Annotated in this window: 15 protein-coding genes; 12 read left to right on the top strand and 3 right to left on the bottom strand. The window is 60.8% G+C overall.

The annotated features are described in order from the left end of the window. Positions 1 to 13: 13 nt before the first annotated feature. From GOX88_RS06540 to GOX88_RS06490, 11 genes are all read left to right on the top strand, one after another. Entirely contained in the window at positions 14 to 307 is a 294-nt protein-coding gene (locus GOX88_RS06540; protein WP_170400391.1) for a hypothetical protein, read from the top strand. Further along, positions 304 to 1,230 (top strand): UDP-N-acetylmuramate dehydrogenase, encoded by a 927-nt coding sequence (gene murB / locus GOX88_RS06535; protein ID WP_170400390.1) that lies wholly within the window; start codon positions 304 to 306, stop codon positions 1,228 to 1,230. Before GOX88_RS06540 ends, murB begins: the two co-directional genes overlap by 4 nt. A 101-nt stretch (positions 1,231 to 1,331) precedes the next feature. Beyond that, positions 1,332 to 2,255, top strand: coding sequence for a D-alanine--D-alanine ligase (locus tag GOX88_RS06530; protein WP_170400389.1), 924 nt, complete (start codon positions 1,332 to 1,334; stop codon positions 2,253 to 2,255). Beyond that, positions 2,243 to 3,244, top strand: coding sequence for a cell division protein FtsQ/DivIB (locus tag GOX88_RS06525; RefSeq protein WP_170400388.1), 1,002 nt, complete (start codon positions 2,243 to 2,245; stop codon positions 3,242 to 3,244). Before GOX88_RS06530 ends, GOX88_RS06525 begins: the two co-directional genes overlap by 13 nt. A gap of 8 nt (positions 3,245 to 3,252) precedes the next feature. Continuing rightward, the gene (gene ftsA, locus GOX88_RS06520) at positions 3,253 to 4,587 is read left to right on the top strand and encodes a cell division protein FtsA (protein WP_170400623.1); all 1,335 of its coding nucleotides are present in this window, start codon (positions 3,253 to 3,255) and stop codon (positions 4,585 to 4,587) included. Next, positions 4,574 to 4,990, top strand: coding sequence for a hypothetical protein (locus GOX88_RS06515; protein ID WP_170400387.1), 417 nt, complete (start codon positions 4,574 to 4,576; stop codon positions 4,988 to 4,990). Before ftsA ends, GOX88_RS06515 begins: the two co-directional genes overlap by 14 nt. Before the next feature lie 348 nt (positions 4,991 to 5,338). Next, entirely contained in the window at positions 5,339 to 6,961 is a 1,623-nt protein-coding gene (gene ftsZ / locus GOX88_RS06510) for a cell division protein FtsZ (protein ID WP_170400386.1), read from the top strand. A gap of 213 nt (positions 6,962 to 7,174) precedes the next feature. Then, a complete protein-coding gene (gene lpxC / locus GOX88_RS06505; RefSeq protein WP_170400385.1) occupies positions 7,175 to 8,095 on the top strand; it encodes a UDP-3-O-acyl-N-acetylglucosamine deacetylase in 921 nt (306 codons plus the stop codon). A 127-nt stretch (positions 8,096 to 8,222) separates the two neighbouring features. Further along, complete coding sequence (locus GOX88_RS06500) at positions 8,223 to 9,065, top strand: outer membrane protein assembly factor BamD (RefSeq protein WP_170400384.1); 843 nt, start codon at positions 8,223 to 8,225, stop codon at positions 9,063 to 9,065. A gap of 35 nt (positions 9,066 to 9,100) precedes the next feature. Continuing rightward, entirely contained in the window at positions 9,101 to 10,750 is a 1,650-nt protein-coding gene (gene recN, locus GOX88_RS06495) for a DNA repair protein RecN (protein WP_170400383.1), read from the top strand. A 100-nt stretch (positions 10,751 to 10,850) separates the two neighbouring features. Next, positions 10,851 to 12,536 (top strand): chloride channel protein, encoded by a 1,686-nt coding sequence (locus GOX88_RS06490; protein ID WP_170400382.1) that lies wholly within the window; start codon positions 10,851 to 10,853, stop codon positions 12,534 to 12,536. Here the strand turns inward: GOX88_RS06490 and GOX88_RS06485 are convergent. Beyond that, on the bottom strand, positions 12,533 to 13,897 hold the full coding sequence (locus GOX88_RS06485) for a DUF3179 domain-containing protein (RefSeq protein ID WP_170400381.1): 1,365 nt from the start codon (positions 13,895 to 13,897) through the stop codon (positions 12,533 to 12,535). The two genes, GOX88_RS06490 and GOX88_RS06485, sit on opposite strands and share 4 nt — an antisense overlap. A gap of 247 nt (positions 13,898 to 14,144) precedes the next feature. Here GOX88_RS06485 and GOX88_RS06480 point away from each other — a divergent pair, with 247 nt between their 5' ends. Next, entirely contained in the window at positions 14,145 to 15,770 is a 1,626-nt protein-coding gene (locus GOX88_RS06480) for a PQQ-dependent sugar dehydrogenase (RefSeq protein ID WP_170400380.1), read from the top strand. Positions 15,771 to 15,885: 115 nt separating this feature from the next. Here GOX88_RS06480 and GOX88_RS06475 read toward each other — a convergent pair whose 3' ends face one another. Further along, a complete protein-coding gene (locus GOX88_RS06475; protein ID WP_170400379.1) occupies positions 15,886 to 16,227 on the bottom strand; it encodes a DUF427 domain-containing protein in 342 nt (113 codons plus the stop codon). A 59-nt stretch (positions 16,228 to 16,286) separates the two neighbouring features. Further along, entirely contained in the window at positions 16,287 to 18,068 is a 1,782-nt protein-coding gene (locus tag GOX88_RS06470; RefSeq protein ID WP_170400378.1) for an aminopeptidase P family protein, read from the bottom strand. Positions 18,069 to 18,134 lie beyond the last annotated feature (66 nt).

Raw genomic sequence — 18,134 nt, 5'->3', positions numbered from 1 at the left:
TCAGGAGGCCCCCATGGTCGACATCGCTACATTCGCTTATCTGCCACTGATCACGCTGGTCCTTGGGGCCGTGGCGGGCTTTGTTGCGGGGCGCTGGATCGGCTTCAGGGGTCTGCTGTGGCTGATCGGGCTGACCTGCGTTGTTTCGCTGGGGCTGATCGTGATGCTGGCAGGCGTCGGCACTGGCGAAGAAGAGCAAGCCTTTGGTCCGTTCATTTGGCTGACCGGTGGCGTCCTGCCCTTCCTTTTGGCGGTCATTGTGGGTGGCGTCGGCGGACGCAGCCTGGCGGCAAGGGCAAATACATGATCAATGTGACCGAAGTCCGGGGGCGCCTGACACAGGCACGACCTCTGAACGACTTGACGTGGCTGCGTGTTGGTGGCCCGGCGGATTACCTGTTTCAGCCTGCCGATATCGAAGACCTGCAGAGTTTTCTGCGCGATCTGCCCGCTGAGGTGCCGGTCTTTCCGATGGGTGTCGGGTCGAACCTGATCGTGCGGGATGGCGGTCTGCGCGCTGTAGTGATCCGGCTGGGGCGCGGGTTCAACGGAATCTCAGTCGAGGGCAACGCCGTCACCGCAGGTGCTGCCGCGTTGGACGCGCATGTGGCGCGCAAGGCGGCGGATGCGGGCGTGGACTTGACCTTTCTGCGTACGATCCCCGGCTCGATCGGTGGCGCTGTGCGAATGAACGCGGGCTGTTACGGCAGCTACACGGCGGACGTGCTGCGCAAGGCCACCATTGTAACCCGGCAGGGAGAGGTGGTGGACCTGTTCCCCGAAGACCTCAATTTCCGCTATCGTCAATCTGAGTTGCCCGAAGGGGCGGTGCTGGTTTCGGCCACGTTCGAAGGCCCCCCGGGTAACCCGCAGGACCTGCACGACCGCATGGCGGCGCAGTTGCAGAAACGCGACGAAACCCAACCCACCAAGGACCGCAGCGCCGGGTCGACGTTCCGCAACCCGGCCGGGTTTTCCTCGACCGGGCGGGCGGATGATGTGCATGACCTCAAGGCATGGAAGGTGATCGACAACGCCGGGATGCGCGGGGCGACGCTGGGCGGGGCGCAGATGAGCCCGAAGCACTCGAACTTCCTGATCAATACCGGCACCGCTACCGCTGCCGACCTTGAAGGCCTGGGTGAAGAGGTGCGAAAAAAGGTTTACGAAACAAGCGGCATCACGCTAGAGTGGGAAATCATGCGGGTCGGTGATCCGCTGACAGAATAAAGCCCCAACCGTCAGACCATAACAGGCAATTAACGGCGACGGATCAAAGGCATAACACAGTACGGACCACCACATAAGGTCCGGGGACATTGAGGCGCACGTTGGGTAAGTCGAGCAGGACAAACCCCAAAGTGGCGGTATTGATGGGTGGCCCCTCGGCGGAACGCGAGGTGTCTCTCAGCTCTGGGCGCGAATGCGCAGCCGCCCTACGGGGAGAAGGCTTTGAAGTGGTTGAGCTGGACGCAGGTCCCGACCTCTACGCGCGCCTTTTGGATATCAAGCCGGATGTGGTTTTTAACGCCTTGCATGGCCGCTGGGGCGAAGATGGCTGTGTGCAGGGCCTGCTGGAATGGATGCGCATCCCCTATACGCATTCGGGTGTGCTGGCCTCGGCGCTGGCGATGGACAAGCAGCGCAGCAAAGAGGTGTTTCAGGTCGAAGGTCTGCCCGTTGTCCCCAGCGTGATCGTGCCCAAGGTCGAGGTGATCAAGGTCCACGTGATGGACCCCCCTTACGTGGCTAAGCCGAACAACGAAGGCTCCAGCGTCGGTATCTATATCGTGCACGAAGGCTCGAACGGGCCGCCGCAGCTGTCAGATGAGATGCCCGAATTTGTGATGGTCGAGAAATATATCGCAGGCCGCGAGTTGACCGTGACCGTGATGGGTGATCGCGCCCTGACCGTGACCGAGATCATGACCGACGGCGGCTGGTATGACTATGACGCCAAGTACAAACCCGGCGGGTCGTGGCACGTGCTTCCCGCAGATATCCCGCAAGCCATCTTTGATCAGTGTATGGATTACGCCCTGCGCGCGCACAATGCGCTGGGGTGCAAGGGCGTTTCCCGTACCGATTTCCGCTGGGATGACAGCATGGGCGCGGATGGGCTGTTCCTGCTGGAAACCAACACCCAGCCTGGCATGACGCCGACCTCACTGGTGCCGGAACAGGCCGAGCATCGCGGCATGACGTTTGGCCAGCTTTGCGCATGGATGGTGGAGGACGCCTCATGCAACCGCTGAGAGCCACCCGCGCGCCGGTGATCCACCGCTCGAAACCGCTGGCCGGGCCGGATGCCGATTTCGCGTCGGGTGACCGCCATGAGGCAGAGCCGAAACTGCGTCTGCACGGCGGCAAACTGTTCGGGCGCAAGTCACAACGGATCGACCCAGCCCCGTCCCGGATGAGCTATCGCCTGCAGCGCTGGATGCTGACACCGGGCGTTCGGCGTGGGCTTAAAGTCGGGCTGCCGATAGTCGCAGTTTGCGCCGCTGTCGGGCTGTATTTCGGCGCGGAAAACCGGCGCGAGGCCGTGGTGGCCTATGTCAACGACATCAAGACCTCGATCCAGCAACGCCCCGAATTCATGGTCAATCTGATGGCGATCGACGGAGCAGGTACCAACCTGTCCGAAGATATTCGCGAGGTTGTGCCGCTGGATTTCCCGATGAGTTCCTGGGATCTGGATGTTGAGCAGATCCGAGACACGATCACCGGGCTGGACCCGGTCAAATCCGCCACAGTTCGCGTCCGCCCCGGCGGTGTTCTTCAGGTCGATGTGGTCGAGCGGAAGCCGGTCATCGTCTGGCGCACACGCAGCGGGATCGAGTTGCTGGATGAAACCGGCGCGCATGTTGAGCGGATCGCGTCGCGCAAGGATCATGCGCAGCTGCCGCTGATCGCGGGAAAGGGCGCGGATGCGCATGTGGGCGAAGCGTTGCAGTTGATGACAACCGCTCGCAGTCTTGGCGCTCGGGTTCGTGGTTTGGTGCGGATAGGCGAGCGCCGCTGGGATCTGGTTCTGGATCGCGGTCAACGCATCATGTTGCCAACCGAACGCCCCGTGCGTGCGCTTGAACGTGTGCTGGCGGTGAACGAAGTGCAGGACCTTTTAGAGCGTGACGTTGCTGTGGTGGACATGCGCCTCGGGCAGCGTCCGACAATCAGAATGACCAAAGCCGCCAGCGAAGACTGGTGGAATACAAAAGTGACAGTGGGTAACGGGCAGTAACGACCATGATGACCGATCTTTATCAGTCCCAACGGGCCATGCGGCAGATGCGCAGACAGGCGATGCAACGCGGTGTTGTCGCCATTCTGGACGTAGGCAGTTCCAAGATTGCCTGCCTTGTGCTGCGGTTCGACGGTACGGGTCGGTTGAGTGAGGACAACAGCATCGGATCACTGGCCGGTCAGACCGGGTTCCGGGTGATCGGGGCGGCGACCACGCGGTCGCGCGGCGTGCAATTTGGCGAAGTCACCGCCATGCAGGAAACTGAACGCGCGATCCGGACGGCTCTGCAAGCCGCACAGAAGATGGCTGACATTCGGGTCGATCACGTGATTGCCTGTTTCTCGGGTGCGAACCCGCGCTCTTACGGTCTGGATGCGCAGGTCGATCTGGAAGGGCAGGTCGTTAGCGAAGCCGAAGTCGGCCGCGTGCTGAACGCCTGCGATGTGCCGGATTACGGGGCGGGCCGCGAGGTGCTACACGCCCAGCCCGTGAACTTCGCGCTCGATAACCGCTCGGGTCTGATCGACCCGCGGGGGCAGATGGGGCAATCGTTGGCCGTGGATATGCATATGCTGACCGTCGACGCGGTCGCGATCCAGAATATTGTCCGCTGCATCAAGCGTTGCGATCTGGAACTGGCGGGGATTGCGAACTCGGCCTATGTGTCGGGTATCTCGGCGCTGGTCGAGGATGAACAGGAGCTGGGCGCGGCCTGTATCGACATGGGTGGCGGCACGACCAGTGTCTCGATTTTCATGAAGAAACACATGATTTACACCGATTGTGTACGTATGGGTGGTGATCACGTGACCGCCGATATCTCGATGGGGCTGGGCGTTCCGGCGGCTGTGGCCGAGCGGATCAAGACTTTCAACGGCGGGGTCCATGCGACTGGCGCCGATGACCGTGACCTGATCGACATTGGTGGTGACACCGGCGATTGGGAACATGACCGCCGCACCGTTAGTCGGGCTGAACTGATCGGCATCATGCGCCCGCGCGTCGAAGAGATTCTGGAAGAAGTGCGTGTGCGCCTGGATGCAGCCGGATTCGAACATATGCCCAGCCAGCAGATCGTGCTGACCGGTGGCGGAAGCCAGATCATGGGGCTTGATGGCCTTGCGACCCGTATTCTGGGCCAGCGTGTCCGCTTGGGCCGTCCGCTGCGTGTCCACGGCCTGCCGCAATCGGCAACCGGGCCGGGATTCTCGTCGGCCGTAGGGCTCAGCCTGTTCGCCGCGCATCCGCAGGACGAATGGTGGGATTTCGAAATTCCGGTCGACACTTATGCCGCACGCCCTTTCAAGCGTGCTATGCGTTGGTTCCGTGACAATTGGTAAACGGGCAGGGGTCGCGGCGCTGCTCGCCCTGGCCCCGTTCGCGGCGCAAGCCCAGACCCGGATCACACCCGAAGCCTTTCTGGCCGCAGTCCAAGGCAAGACGGTCACATTCTATGATTACCCCAGCGGTTTTCTGGTGGGCACCGAGGAATTCCTAAGCCCCACTCTGTCCGTTTGGCGGATGGAGGGGCGGGGTTGCGTTTACGGGCAAATCACCACGCCGAACGGCCAGATCTGCTTTTTGTACGATGACGATCCGGATGACGTACCGGTTTGCTGGTGGCCTTTTCTGCACGAAGACCGCCTGATGGTGCGACTGGCCAGTTTCAGCCGCCGCGAAATTCAAGAGGTACGCAGCATCACCGAGGACGGGCTGAATTGTCCAAGTGTCCCAATTAGCTAAAGAAATGGGTTGCGGCCCGCTGCTTTATCCCGCAAGATATCCACAAGGCCCGTCAGAGGCCCCGCGGCAGGACTTGAGCAGTTTTCCGCATCTGGAAATCGATAGAATCCTCAAGTGACGTGCATGGTGGCTGCGGCTCATGCGTCGCTTGTTTTGTGGTGGGTTGAGTTGTTTCCGCAACATCTGGCGATCAATGCGAAATACCGCGTTCAGCTGCCTTATTTCCTCCATATTTTGTGGAATTCGACGATTTTTGGCGTGACGTTTGCGGTTTGGATCGGTAGGATTGTAAGCGGATAGGTAAGAAAAACACCGCTTTGGCGGGTCAATAAAACAGGCGGACAGAGCATGACATTGAATCTTTCGATGCCCGGGCACGACGAACTGAAGCCTCGGATTACAGTATTTGGCGTTGGTGGTGCAGGCGGCAACGCTGTCAACAACATGATTGAGAAACAGCTGGACGGCGTCGATTTCGTGGTCGCCAACACCGACGCGCAGGCGCTGCAGCAAAGCCAGTCCTCGGCGCGGGTGCAGCTGGGCGTGAAAGTCACCGAAGGTCTGGGCGCCGGTGCGCGTCCCGCAGTAGGTGCCGCAGCTGCCGAAGAAAGCATCGAACAGATCGTCGATCATCTGGCTGGCGCGCATATGTGCTTCATCACCGCTGGCATGGGTGGCGGCACCGGTACGGGCGCAGCTCCGATCATCGCGCAGGCCGCGCGGGAACTGGGTGTGCTGACCGTTGGTGTTGTCACCAAACCCTTCCAGTTCGAAGGTGCCAAGCGGATGCGTCAGGCCGAAGACGGCGTTGAATCGCTGCAGAAGGTCGTCGACACGTTGATCATCATTCCGAACCAGAACCTGTTCCGTCTGGCCAACGAGAAGACCACCTTTACCGAGGCGTTCTCGATGGCAGATGACGTTCTGTATCAGGGTGTCAAAGGCGTGACCGACCTGATGGTGCGTCCGGGCCTGATCAACCTCGACTTTGCAGACGTTCGCGCTGTGATGGACGAGATGGGCAAGGCGATGATGGGCACCGGTGAGGCCACCGGCGAGGATCGCGCGGTTCAGGCGGCCGAGAAGGCGATTGCCAACCCGTTGCTGGACGAAATCAGCCTCAAGGGCGCCAAAGGCGTGCTGATCAACATCACCGGTTCGCACGACCTGACCCTGTTCGAGCTGGACGAAGCCGCCAACCGCATCCGCGAGGAAGTGGACCCCGAAGCCAACATCATCGTCGGTTCGACCCTCGATACCGCGATGGAAGGCGGGATGCGCGTTTCGGTCGTGGCCACCGGCATTGATGCCAGCGAGAAAACCGAAGAAGTACCGGTTGCGCGCCGCAGCATGTCGGCACCGCTGACCCGCACCGTTTCGGCAGAAGAGCCGCTGCAGGAAGAGACCCCTGCCGCAGTGACTGAAGTGGCTGAACCTGCGCCGCAGCCCGAAGTGAATCGTGAACCTTCGCTGTTCGAAACAGCCGAGGAGCCTGCGCAGCAGCAGTTCCAGCCGCGCGCAGAGCAGGACGATGACGGTTTGCCGCCCCCGGCCTATCAGCCGCGCGTGGCTGAATTCGAGCCGACCCCCGAACCGGTTGAACCCGCGCCCGAAAGCTTTGTTGCACCGCAGCCTCAGCCTGCGGCAGGGACCCCGTCACCTGAGGCGCTGCAGCGTCTGCAGGCCGCCGTTCAGAATATCCCGGCGGCTGAACGTGGCCATCCCGCGCCCCGTCCGCAGGCCCATCAACCGGCCCCGGCCCCGCAGCCGGATGCGCAGGATCGTCCCCGATTTGGCTTTAACCGCCTGATCGACCGGATGACCGGCCACGCCGCGGATACCCCGGCCCAACCGGTGCGCCAGCAGCCTCCGATGCGCCAAACTGACGCTACGGCACCTGCGCATGACGAGGCCGACCCCGAGCAGGACCGGATCGAAATTCCAGCCTTCCTGCGCCGTCAGGCCAACTGAACCCGGTAACAAAATAGCTAAAAAGGGTCGCCGTTTGGCGGCCCTTTTATTTTTTATTACAGAGCTTTAACCACATGTAAGCAGGCTTTTGCCGATCTGTTACATAGATGTTTCATTCAGTTACAAAGAGTGAGTTGAGCCTTGACGCGACCTTCCTTAGTTGAGTGTCCAACACGGACCGTAAAGGCCGGAAACCACTCACCGAGGTTCACCTTGCAACATACGCTCAAATCTCCGATCACGTTTACAGGCGTCGGGCTGCACAGCGGCAAGCCTGCGACGATGGTCCTGAAGCCGGCAGCCGCCGGTCACGGCATCTGGTTCAAACGTACGGATATCGAGCTGGGCAATGCGTTGATCCCTGCGATCTATGACGTGGTCGAGCGCACGCCGCTCTGCACCCGTTTGGTGAACGAAGCAAACGTTTCGGTGTCGACTGTCGAGCATATCATGGCCGCTCTGGCCGGATGCGGCGTGCATAACGCGCTGATTGAGATCGATGGCCCCGAAGTACCGATCATGGACGGCTCGTCGATTGATTTCGTGCGCGGCATCATGGCCAAGGGTGTGCGCCGTCAGGCCAGCCCGGTTCTGGCCTTCGAGGTTCTCAAGCCGGTGACTGCGTCTCGCGAAGGCGCCAGCGCGTCGATTGTACCGGCGGACGGGCTGATCATCGACTTCCACATCGATTTTGAGGACAGCGCGATTGGCCGCCAGACCAAGCGGCTGGATATGCGCAACGGCTCGTTCGCGCGTGAGCTTAGCGATTGCCGCACCTTCTGCCGTCGTACCGACGTAGAAGCGATGCGCGAAAACGGTCTGGCCCTGGGCGGGACGCTGGAAAATGCCGTCGTTGTTCAAGGCGACGAAGTGCTGACCCCGGGCGGTTTCCGCCACGCGGATGAGGCGGTGCGCCACAAGATGCTGGACGCTCTGGGTGACCTCTATCTGGCGGGCGGTCCGATTCTGGGCCACTTCACCGGCGACAAATCCGGCCACGCCATGACCAACACGCTGCTGCGCAAGCTGTTCGAAACACCAGGCGCGGTGCGTCCGGTGCTGTGCACCCCCGAACAGGCAGCACGCCTGCCGGGACAAGGCCTTGTCTGGGACGAAATTCCCGAAGTTGCCTGATTAGATCAACTCGGTCGACAATTCCGCCAGCGGGTGTACTAAGGCGTTTTGCCCCGGAACTATATGTGCTAAACCGAAGCCCAATCCGGGGCTTACCCCGATAAGCAATACGACAAGGATAGGCGGAATGGTTGGCACCAAAGCGGCAGTCAGATTCGCGGGCGCGATACTTCTGACAGCAGTTTTGACGGCCTGCGGCGACAAAGGCGCAGACCGCAATCAGAACCTGGAAGGCTTTACGCCAGAACAGATTTTCACACGTGGTGAGTATGAGCTGTCGCAGAATCGCTCGGACGATGCGGCGTGGTATTTCTCGGAAGTGGAGCGCCTGTATCCGTATTCCGATTGGGCCAAACGCGCGCTGATCATGCAGGCGTTTTCGTTCCACGCGGACAAGAACTACGAAGAAAGCCGCGCCGCTGCGCAGCGCTATATCGATTTCTACCCGACGGACGAAGACGCGGCTTACGCGCAGTACCTTCTGGCGCTCAGCTACTATGACCAGATTGACGAGGTCGGTCGCGATCAGGGCCTGACGTTCCAGGCACTGCAATCGCTGCGGACGGTGATCGAGGTCTATCCCGACAGTGAATATGCCACTTCGGCAGTTCTGAAATTCGATCTGGCCTTTGACCATCTGGCGGGTAAAGAGATGGAGATCGGGCGCTATTACCTGCGTCAGGATCACTATACAGCGGCCATCAACCGGTTCCGCGTGGTGGTCGAGGATTTCCAGACCACCACCCACACCGCCGAGGCACTGTATCGTCTGATCGAAGCGTATCTGTCGCTGGGTCTGGTGGATGAGGCGCAGTCGGCCGGTGCCATTCTGGGATACAATTACCAGTCGTCCGAGTGGTACGATGCGGGCTACAAGCTGTTGACCTCGCGCGGGTTGGAGCTGAAGAGCCGTGGTAATAACTGGCTGAGCCAGATTTACCGCCAGACGATCAAAGGTGAGTGGTTGTAATCGCCATGGCTACAGGCGTGGGACGCTGAGACCCGATGCTGCGCGCCCTTGATATCCGCGACATGCTGATCATCGACCGGCTGGAACTGACGTTTCAGCCGGGTTTGAACGCTTTGACCGGGGAAACCGGTGCGGGTAAGTCGATTCTGCTGGATTCGTTGGGTTTCGTGCTGGGCTGGCGCGGACGGGCCGAGCTGGTCCGTCAGGGTGCGGCTCAGGGTGAGGTGGTCGCCGAGTTCGAACTCGGTCCCGATCACGCCGCCCATGCGGTTCTGGCCGAGGCGGGCTTGCCCGGAGGTGAGGAGTTGATCCTGCGCCGGGTTAACACCGCCGAGGGCCGCAAGACCGCTTGGGTCAATGACCGGCGTTGCTCCGGTGAGGTGCTGCGGGCGCTGTCCGAGACTTTGATCGAACTGCATGGTCAGCACGATGACCGCGGGTTGCTGAACCCGCGCGGGCATCGGGCGATGCTGGATGACTATGCCGGGGCGGGGGCGCACCTGGCCGCTGTACGTGCAGCGTGGACCGAGATGTCGCGTATGCGTAAGGCTCTGGCAGAGACCGAGGCGACCCTCGCGGCCATGCGCGCCGAAGAGGAATTCCTGCGCCATGCCGTTGCGGAACTGGACAAGCTGGACCCGCAGCCGGGTGAGGATGGCGAACTGGACGCACGTCGCCGGATGATGCAGGGGGCCGAACGTATCCGTGATGATGTGGCTCGTGCTTTTGATCTGTTGGGCGGGGACGGGGCAGAAGGGTCCATGTCTGACGCAGTTCGCTGGTTGGAAGGTGTGTCGGACAATGCGGGCGGGCAGCTAGAGGAGCCCATCGCCGCGCTTGGCCGTGCCCTGATCGAATTGGGTGAGGCGCAGGATGGCGTGAATGCCTGCCTTCAGGCGCTGGATTTCAACCCGGCAGAGCTTGAGGCGGCCGAGGAGCGCCTGTTCGCTATCCGCGCGTTGGCGCGCAAGCATGACGTGGCCCCGGACGATCTGGGGGCATTTGCCGATACGCTGCGTGACCGGCTGAACCGTTTGGACGCGGGCGATGCCGATCTGGCCGATCAGCGGGCAGCGGTCGAGGCCGCTCAGGCCGCCTATGACAAGGCCGCCGCCGCGCTCAGCGCCACGCGGCATCAGGCTGCCGGACAGCTGGACGCTGCGGTGATGGCCGAACTCGCGCCGCTGAAAATGGAACGCGCGGTGTTTCAGACTGAAATCACTGCCGCCGATCCCGGCCCTGAAGGCACCGATGCGGTGGCCTTTACCGTCGCCACCAATCCGGGTGCACCGTCCGGGCCGTTGAACAAGATCGCTTCGGGGGGTGAACTCAGCCGCTTTTTGCTGGCGCTTAAGGTCTGTCTGACGGGTGACGACAGCGCTCGCACCATGATCTTTGACGAAATTGACCGAGGCGTCGGCGGGGCGACTGCCGACGCGGTGGGGCGGCGATTGGCGTCGCTGGCGCAGGGGGGGCAGGTGCTGGTGGTGACGCACTCGCCGCAAGTGGCCGCCCGCGCGGCGCATCACTGGCGGGTGCAGAAACAAGTCAGCGACGGGCAGACATTGTCCACCGTGATCCCGCTGGCCGATCCCGACCGCGTGGACGAAATCGCCCGCATGGTTGCCGGGGACACCATCACGGATGAGGCCCGCGCTGCCGCCCGCGCCCTGCTGGGTGCCTGAGACAATTCTGCCGCTTTCCGGTTCTCAAACCGTCGCGATCCCACTTTTATCAAAACGCTCCGTGGCTTAGTAAGGGATAAGACTTGATCCCCGAGGGCCAATGACCCAATCGACCCGCACCGTTCTGCGCAACCAGCTTAATCAGGCTCTGGCCGCGATGAAGGATGCGTGGCGGGTGATGCGGCGGCGCGGCCCCAGCCAGATCCAGTTCTGGTTCATCGCGCTGGCCATCGGGGTCGCGGCGGGGTTCATGGCGCTGGGGTTCCGAAAAGCGATCCGGTCGCTGCAGGCCTATGTCTATGACACCGAGGACATCCTGCTGCTGCACAGCCATGCCGAAAAACTGCCGTGGTTTCTGATCCTGATTATCCCGATCATCGGCGGCCTGATCGTGGGTGTGATTCTGCACAATTTCACGGATGACGGGCGTGTGCGCTCGGTTGCGGACGTCATCGAAGGTGCCGCGCTGACAGATGGCCGGGTCGAGGGTAAGGCGGGAATCGCCTCGTTCTTTGCCTCGCTGATCACGCTCAGCACTGGCGGCTCGTCCGGGCGAGAAGGGCCAGTGGTGCACATGGCCGGGGTGATCTCAACCTGGGTCAGCGACCGCATCCACGCCGATGGCATCACCGGGCGCGACCTGCTGGGTTGCGCCGTTGCAGCGGCGGTTTCAGCCAGCTTCAACTCGCCCATCGCCGGGGCATTGTTCGCGCTTGAGGTCGTGCTGCGCCACTTTGCCGTGCATGCCTTTGCGCCCATCGTCATCGCCTCGGTCGCGGGAACCGTGATCAACCGGCTGGAATACGGCGACGTGACCGAGTTCATTCTGGAAACGCCAGGATCACTGCAATTCTATGTGGAACTGCCCGCGTTCCTGATCCTCGGCCTGATCTGCGGGCTGGTGTCGCTGCTGCTGATGCGCTCGATCTTTTTTGCCGAGGATATTGGCAGCCATATCCAAAGCCGGCTGTCCCTGCCGCGCTGGCTGCGCCCGGCAGTGTCCGGTGCAATGCTGGGCCTGCTGGCGATCTGGTTCCCGCATATCATCGGCGTCGGGTACGAAACTACGATCCGCGCCCTGGCCGGGGACCTGACCCTGACGGTGGCGATCGTGTTTGCAGTGGTCAAGACGGTGGCGCTGGCCATCACCATGGGCGGGCGTATGGGGGGCGGGGTGTTCTCGCCCTCGCTGATGATTGGGGCGCTGACCGGATTGGCCTTTGGCCTGATCGCCACCGGTCTGCTGCCGGATGTATCCGGGACCCATACGCTTTATGCCTTTGCCGGAATGGGGGCCGTAGCCGCCGCCGTACTGGGCGCGCCGATTTCCACCACCATGATCGTGTTTGAACTGACCGGAGACTGGCAGATCGGTCTGGCGGTGATGGTCTCGGTCTCGATGTCTACGGCGCTGGCCTCGCGCCTTGTGGACCGGTCGTTCTTTTTGACCCAGTTGGAACGCCGCAACGTGCATCTGGCCGCAGGACCGCAGGCCTATCTGCTGGCGATGCTGCGCGCCGGGGCGGTGATGCGTCCCATTGGTGATGCTAAGTCGATCACCCGGGAAGAGGCGCTGGAACTGGTCGAACAGGGCCTGTGTGTGCAGGCCAGTGCCACGCTGGAAGCGGCGATGCCTTATTTCGACCGCGATGACATCCCCTGCATTCCGGTCGTGACCGTCGAGGAAGACGGTAGCGAAAACCCGGTTGGGGCGCTTTACCATATTGATGCGTTGAAGGCTTATAACCGGGCGCTGGCGGCCACGGCGGCCGAAGAGCATTCCTAGCCGGGATACACCGTCGCCGCGTCACCCAGATAGTTGTCCCACGCGAACCAGTACGAGATATGGCCCGCGACCCGCGGCAGCCGGATACCGTCCGGCCCGATCAGGGCCTCTTCGGTCAGGGTCCATTTCTGACCGGTCTGGTCCACAAGACCGCCGTCTAATGCTTTGAACCGGTGCGATTTCCGCTCATAAGCCCGGACGGTGCGCTTGTCGGAGTTTCCGATCAGAACCAGAGGACGGTTGGCAATCGCGTCATTGATCACGCGGGTTCTGCTGAACGCCTCAAGCGGCCAGGCCCGTGCCGCGCCGAACTGGCGGATGGCAAAGACGTAATCCTTCTGTCGATGTGCGGATTGATCGACCAGCGCGGGAAACATCAACTCGGGCGAGGCGAAGTATTCGCGATACACCACCCCCGAGCCGTAGTTGCGCCGATGCCCGGTGTTCAGCGACAGGACGCGGGTGCCAGGGAGCGAGACCTTCCAGCTTTCCCATGTGGTGATCACCACGGGGCGTTGTTTCAACTCGATTCCGCTGCCCGCCAGCGGACCCACGACAGGCTTTCCGGTGTACTGGTTCCAAAGCGAATGCGTTTCCCGGTCAAACATCAGTTTGTTCGACCGATACAGGAACCCTGACGAGCCGAAGATCAACGGTTTTCGCCGCCCAGGGATCTGCGTTTCGAACAGAATGCCCGAGCCGCACAACGTGCAATAGGCCAGCGCGACGGGCACGCCGCCGATCACCTCATTGAACATTTCGTGCCAGCCCATGATGCGCAACGGATAGGCGCGCTCGTCTCCGTTGATTGAGACCCCAAAAACCAGATCGTCATCTTTCAGGTAATTGGCCTGCGCGGCCTGTATCAGCGTCGGGTTGTCCAGCGACGGGATACCATCCTTGCTCACGCCGCCCCAAGCAATCTCTTCCAGCCGGATCTTCATCTTGTCCCGCTGCAGGTATTCGAGGCGCAGGAAATCGTCAAAATTCTGGTCGATCCCCAGCAACACTTCGCGCTTGAACGGGATCAGCGAGGGGTGGGGGACAAGTTGCGGGTTCCTTTCCTGCCACAGCATCCAGTCGAACCAATCGGCGCCGATGCTTTCGCCGGTCAGGGCTTGCATGACATCGGCGATTTCATCACTGCGCCGCCGGCCATAGCGCATACCGGTCAGCAGGGCAGGAACGACGTCCGGATTGCCGCGCTGCACCAGAAAGGCCATGCCCTGTTCAAATTCTGCGTTGCTGCCAAAAAGCGTTGACCTGACGGCCTCTAGTACAGGATCCTGTTGCGCCCAGAGCGAATTGGGCAACGCGGCGGCGCCCAAAAGTCCAACGAAAAAGCGGCGAGTGATCGACATGGCATCCTCCGGTGGTAGACACCTGTATTCTGCCCAGTCTGCTGCTCACATGCACTCAACAGCCGCGTGAGCTGGCGTGACCATTTCCGGCATCTGCCAGTTGCCAAAAGGACCCGCGAACCACACTCGCCGATCTCGGCAGTTGGAAAAGGCCAGCCGGGTTGATACTGCCAGGAAATCCAGTTTCTATGTATGCGAGCAGTACCTTTTCGCGCGTTGGCAAACGAAAAAAAAATGAGGTCAGGGAATGAAATTTTTGAAACGGCTTTTGACAAGCCCGTTCGTTGTGGTGGCCCTGGCAGCGGCGGTTGTCCTGCTGGTTCTTGAGGTTGAGAACCTGCGCAAAAGCCATGGGGGTGTGACGCATACCGCGCCAGTCTTGTCCGACGATCAGACCACACAGGTCGAGACCATTTTTACCGCGCTGAACATGCGCGCTCTGGACGTTCCGGTGGAACGTGCCGGAGGCGGAGGTGCGCTGGCCAGCCTGGGGAACGATCTGCTTTTGATGACGCACGAAGGCGGGTTCTTCGAAGTAAGCGGGGACAAGGCCAACAAACTGGAGATCGCCCCCCCGCCGAATGGATGGAAGGCCATGCTGGATTTCGAGGCGGCAAATCCGAACTACGACTTCGCCCATTTTTTCTTTCGCTATAACGATGTGGACGTTGTCGACGATGTGCTGCTCGTTTCGTTTACTGAATGGGTCGAAGGTGAAAACTGCTACCGTACCTCGATCGCACGGGCGGATCTGAATGGAACAGCCGCGGCGGATGTGTCGATCGGTGCAGATGATTGGACCCTTGTGTTTTCAACAGAGCCCTGCCTTGCGCCCAACCCGAACGGCCGCGCCATTCAAGGGCACATGGCCGGGGGACGCTTTCGTGTAGACGAAGATGGAACGCTTTATCTTGCGGCCGGTGACTATGCGCAGGATGGGATTTATGCGCCGGTGCCGCTGTCTCAGGACCCCGAGCAGATGTATGGCAAGGTAATAGCGATTGATCTTGAAACCGGCGAGAACCGTATTGTCAGCCAGGGTCACTCGAACATGCAGGGCATTGCCTTTGATGCCGATGGCAAGCTGTGGGCGGTTGAACATGGTCGACGGGGCGGGGATGAGTTGAACCTCATCCGTGAAGGCAACGATTACGGCTGGCCGAAGGTATCGCTGGGAACACGGTATAACCGGTTGCCGTTGCCCGATACGCTGGATTACGGGCGCCACCCTGAATTCGAACTGCCTGCTTATTCCTGGTTGCCGTCTGTCGCTGTCAGTTCGCTGGCACCTATTGAGAACTTCCATCCCGCCTGGGATGGCGATCTGATCGCCGGTTCACTGGCAGGCAACAGCTTGTTCCGTATCCGCACGAAGGGCGACAGCATTCTGTTTAATGAACGTATCCCGTTGGGTTTCCGTATCCGGTATGTCCATCAACATGGTGACGCGATTGTTCTGTGGACGGACCAAAAAAAGGTGCTGCACCTGACTGTCGGCGAGTTTGATCCCAGCTATCAGTTTGCGGTTTCAAAAATCGCGAATCTTGATCTGTCCGAACACACGGCCGAAGCGGTAGAAACCGCGCTGGAAGGCTGCGCCGAATGCCACGGTTTTGGTGTGTTGCCCAGTGCCAGCGCCCCGTCTTTGGGTGAGGTTTACGGGCGCAAAATTGGGGGTTTGGCTGATTTCGACTACTCGCAATCCCTTTCTGCCGTCGGCGGTGAGTGGGACCGCGATCAACTCGTCGCCTTCCTCAGCAATCCGCAGTCTGTAGCGGGCGAGACTTCTATGCCGGACCCCGCCCTGGATGATCCCGAGGTGATCAACGCGGTCGTGGACATTCTGATCTCGCTGCGCCGACAAGCAGAGTAAGAAATGAATGGGATCTGAGCCCTAAGACAATAAAGCACAGGCTTTCGGGCCTGTGCTTTTGGTTTTGCCTTTAACAAACAGGCTATCGGACCAAGCGCTTCAAGCGGCGGATGGCCTAAAGCTGCTCAACCTTTACCGACTCGATAGGATAGAAGGCCACATAGTCCTTGATATCGGCCATGGCGGGGACCGGGTCCTGATAACTCCAGGCCGCGTTCTCGGTCACCGATGATTTGTTGACGATCGAGAAATGTGTTGCGTTCCCTTTATGCGGGCAATGCGTGACCTTGTCGGTCATGTCCAGAAAGGCCATCGCAATGTCCGAGCGGGGGAAATAGATCACCGGGGTCAGGTCCCCTTCCGACAATTCCAAGGCGCCGGTGCTTTCGCCCAGTACAGCGCCGCCCGAACGCACACTCCATTTGCCCGGTAGCTTGCGGATCGTGATCTCAACCATTTTGCATTCCTCGTCTTTCCTGGGCCACTCCTCTGCCCGGTGTATGTAACAGTCCGGTGTCAGACCGGCGCGGTTGCGGCATCCAACCACAGTTGGGCGTCATCGCCCAGCCTTGGACGGACCTTTTCCGCAACGTCGCGGTGATAGGCGTTCAGCCAGGCGCGCTCTGCGCTTGTCAGCATGTCGACCACAATCAAGCGCCGGTCGATGGGCACATAGGTCAGCGTTCGCCAGTTCAGCATGGCGCGCTCGTCGTCACCGCCGGGCAGGGACGGGGCCTCTTGCACGACGACGAGGTTTTCGATGCGGATGCCAAACGCGCCTTCGCGATAATATCCCGGCTCATTCGACAGGATCATGCCGGGCTGCAATGGCACATGGCTGACCTTCGACAGGCGTTGGGGGCCTTCGTGAACGCTCAGATACGCGCCGACCCCGTGACCGACACCGTGGTTGAAATCCTGTCCCGCCGCCCAAAGCGGTGCACGTGCGATACCTTCGATATCGCGCCCGGCCAGCCCGACGGGCCAGCGCAGCATAGACAGGTTAATCATGCCCTTCAACACGCGGGTGAAACAGGATTTTTCCTCGTCACCCACTTCACCAATGGCGATGGTGCGAGTGATGTCCGTAGTGCCGTCCAGATATTGCCCGCCGCTGTCGAGTACCAGTATCTGCCCATCGTCAAGGCGGCTGTCGGTCTCTTCAGTCACGCGGTAATGCATGATCGCGCCATTGGGTCCGGTGCCCGCGATGGTATCGAATGAAATATCCTGCAGCGCATTGTCCTTGCGGCGGTTTTCCTCAAGCCGGGTGACCACCTGAGTTTCCGTCAGCGTGCCGGGCGCTTGCGCGTCCAGCCAGCACAGGGTTTCGATCACGGCCACCGCGTCGCGCAGATGCGCTTCGGCGCTGCCAGCGATTTCGGCGGCGTTCTTGCAGGCCTTGGGCAGGGCGCAAGGATCGCCGTTATCCACCATCCGATCCTGCAACACATCTGCAACTGCCCGAGGCAAGGTGCCCAGATCGACCTGAACTTTGCCTTCCAGCGCTTCGACAAAGGTCAGGAACGTGTCCGGTGCATGGACCCGAACCTGATCACCCAGAGCGACCGTCAGCTTTTCCTCGGCCATGAACAGATCCATTGTCCCGTCGGCGTTCAAAATGGCAAAACCATGCGCCACCGGGTTATAGCCGATATCCGAGCCGCGAATGTTCAGCAGCCACATGATCGAATCCGGCAATGTGATTGCAGCCGCAGTGCAACCGGCTTCGCGCAGAGCCTCAGAAAGACGGGCGATTTTGCTTTCTGCCGATTCCCCGGCAAACTCGATCGGATGCGCCTTGACCGGGTTCATCGGCGGGGCAGGCTGATTTTCCCAAATCCGGTCCACCAGATTGTCACACCGCAGCAGTTCGATCCCGGTGCCTGCCAGTTCTTTACGGACGCTGTCGATCTGACCAGCGGCGTGAAGCCACGGATCAAAACCCACCTTGCCGCCTTTCGGCAACTGCTCTTTCAGCCATGCGCTCAGGCTAACTTCGGGCCAGGGAACCGGCGTAAATTCCGTCGCGACCTGCGCCTTCACCTGCGTCCGATAGCGGCCATCCACGAACACTCCTGCGATGTCGGTCAAAGCGGCGCAAAATCCTGCTGACCCAGTGAAGCCGGTCAACCAGGCCAGCCGCTCGTCCCGTGGGGCCACATATTCGCCCTGATAAGCATCCGCGCGTGGGATCAGGAACCCGTCCAGCCCCTCGCGCGCAATCTCTTTTCGCAACGCAGCCAACCGTGGCGGTCCCTGTTCCGGACGCGCGGTGACTTCAAAGGACTGAATCATTTCCTACTTCTCCTAACCCGGGCTTACCCCTTCATCTTTTTGGAAAAAACTGCCGTCGGAGGCAAG

It is taken from the genome of Ruegeria arenilitoris, assembly GCF_013030985.1.
GTDB lineage: Bacteria > Pseudomonadota > Alphaproteobacteria > Rhodobacterales > Rhodobacteraceae > Ruegeria > Ruegeria arenilitoris_B.
This window is presented reverse-complemented; position numbering and strand designations above follow the sequence as displayed.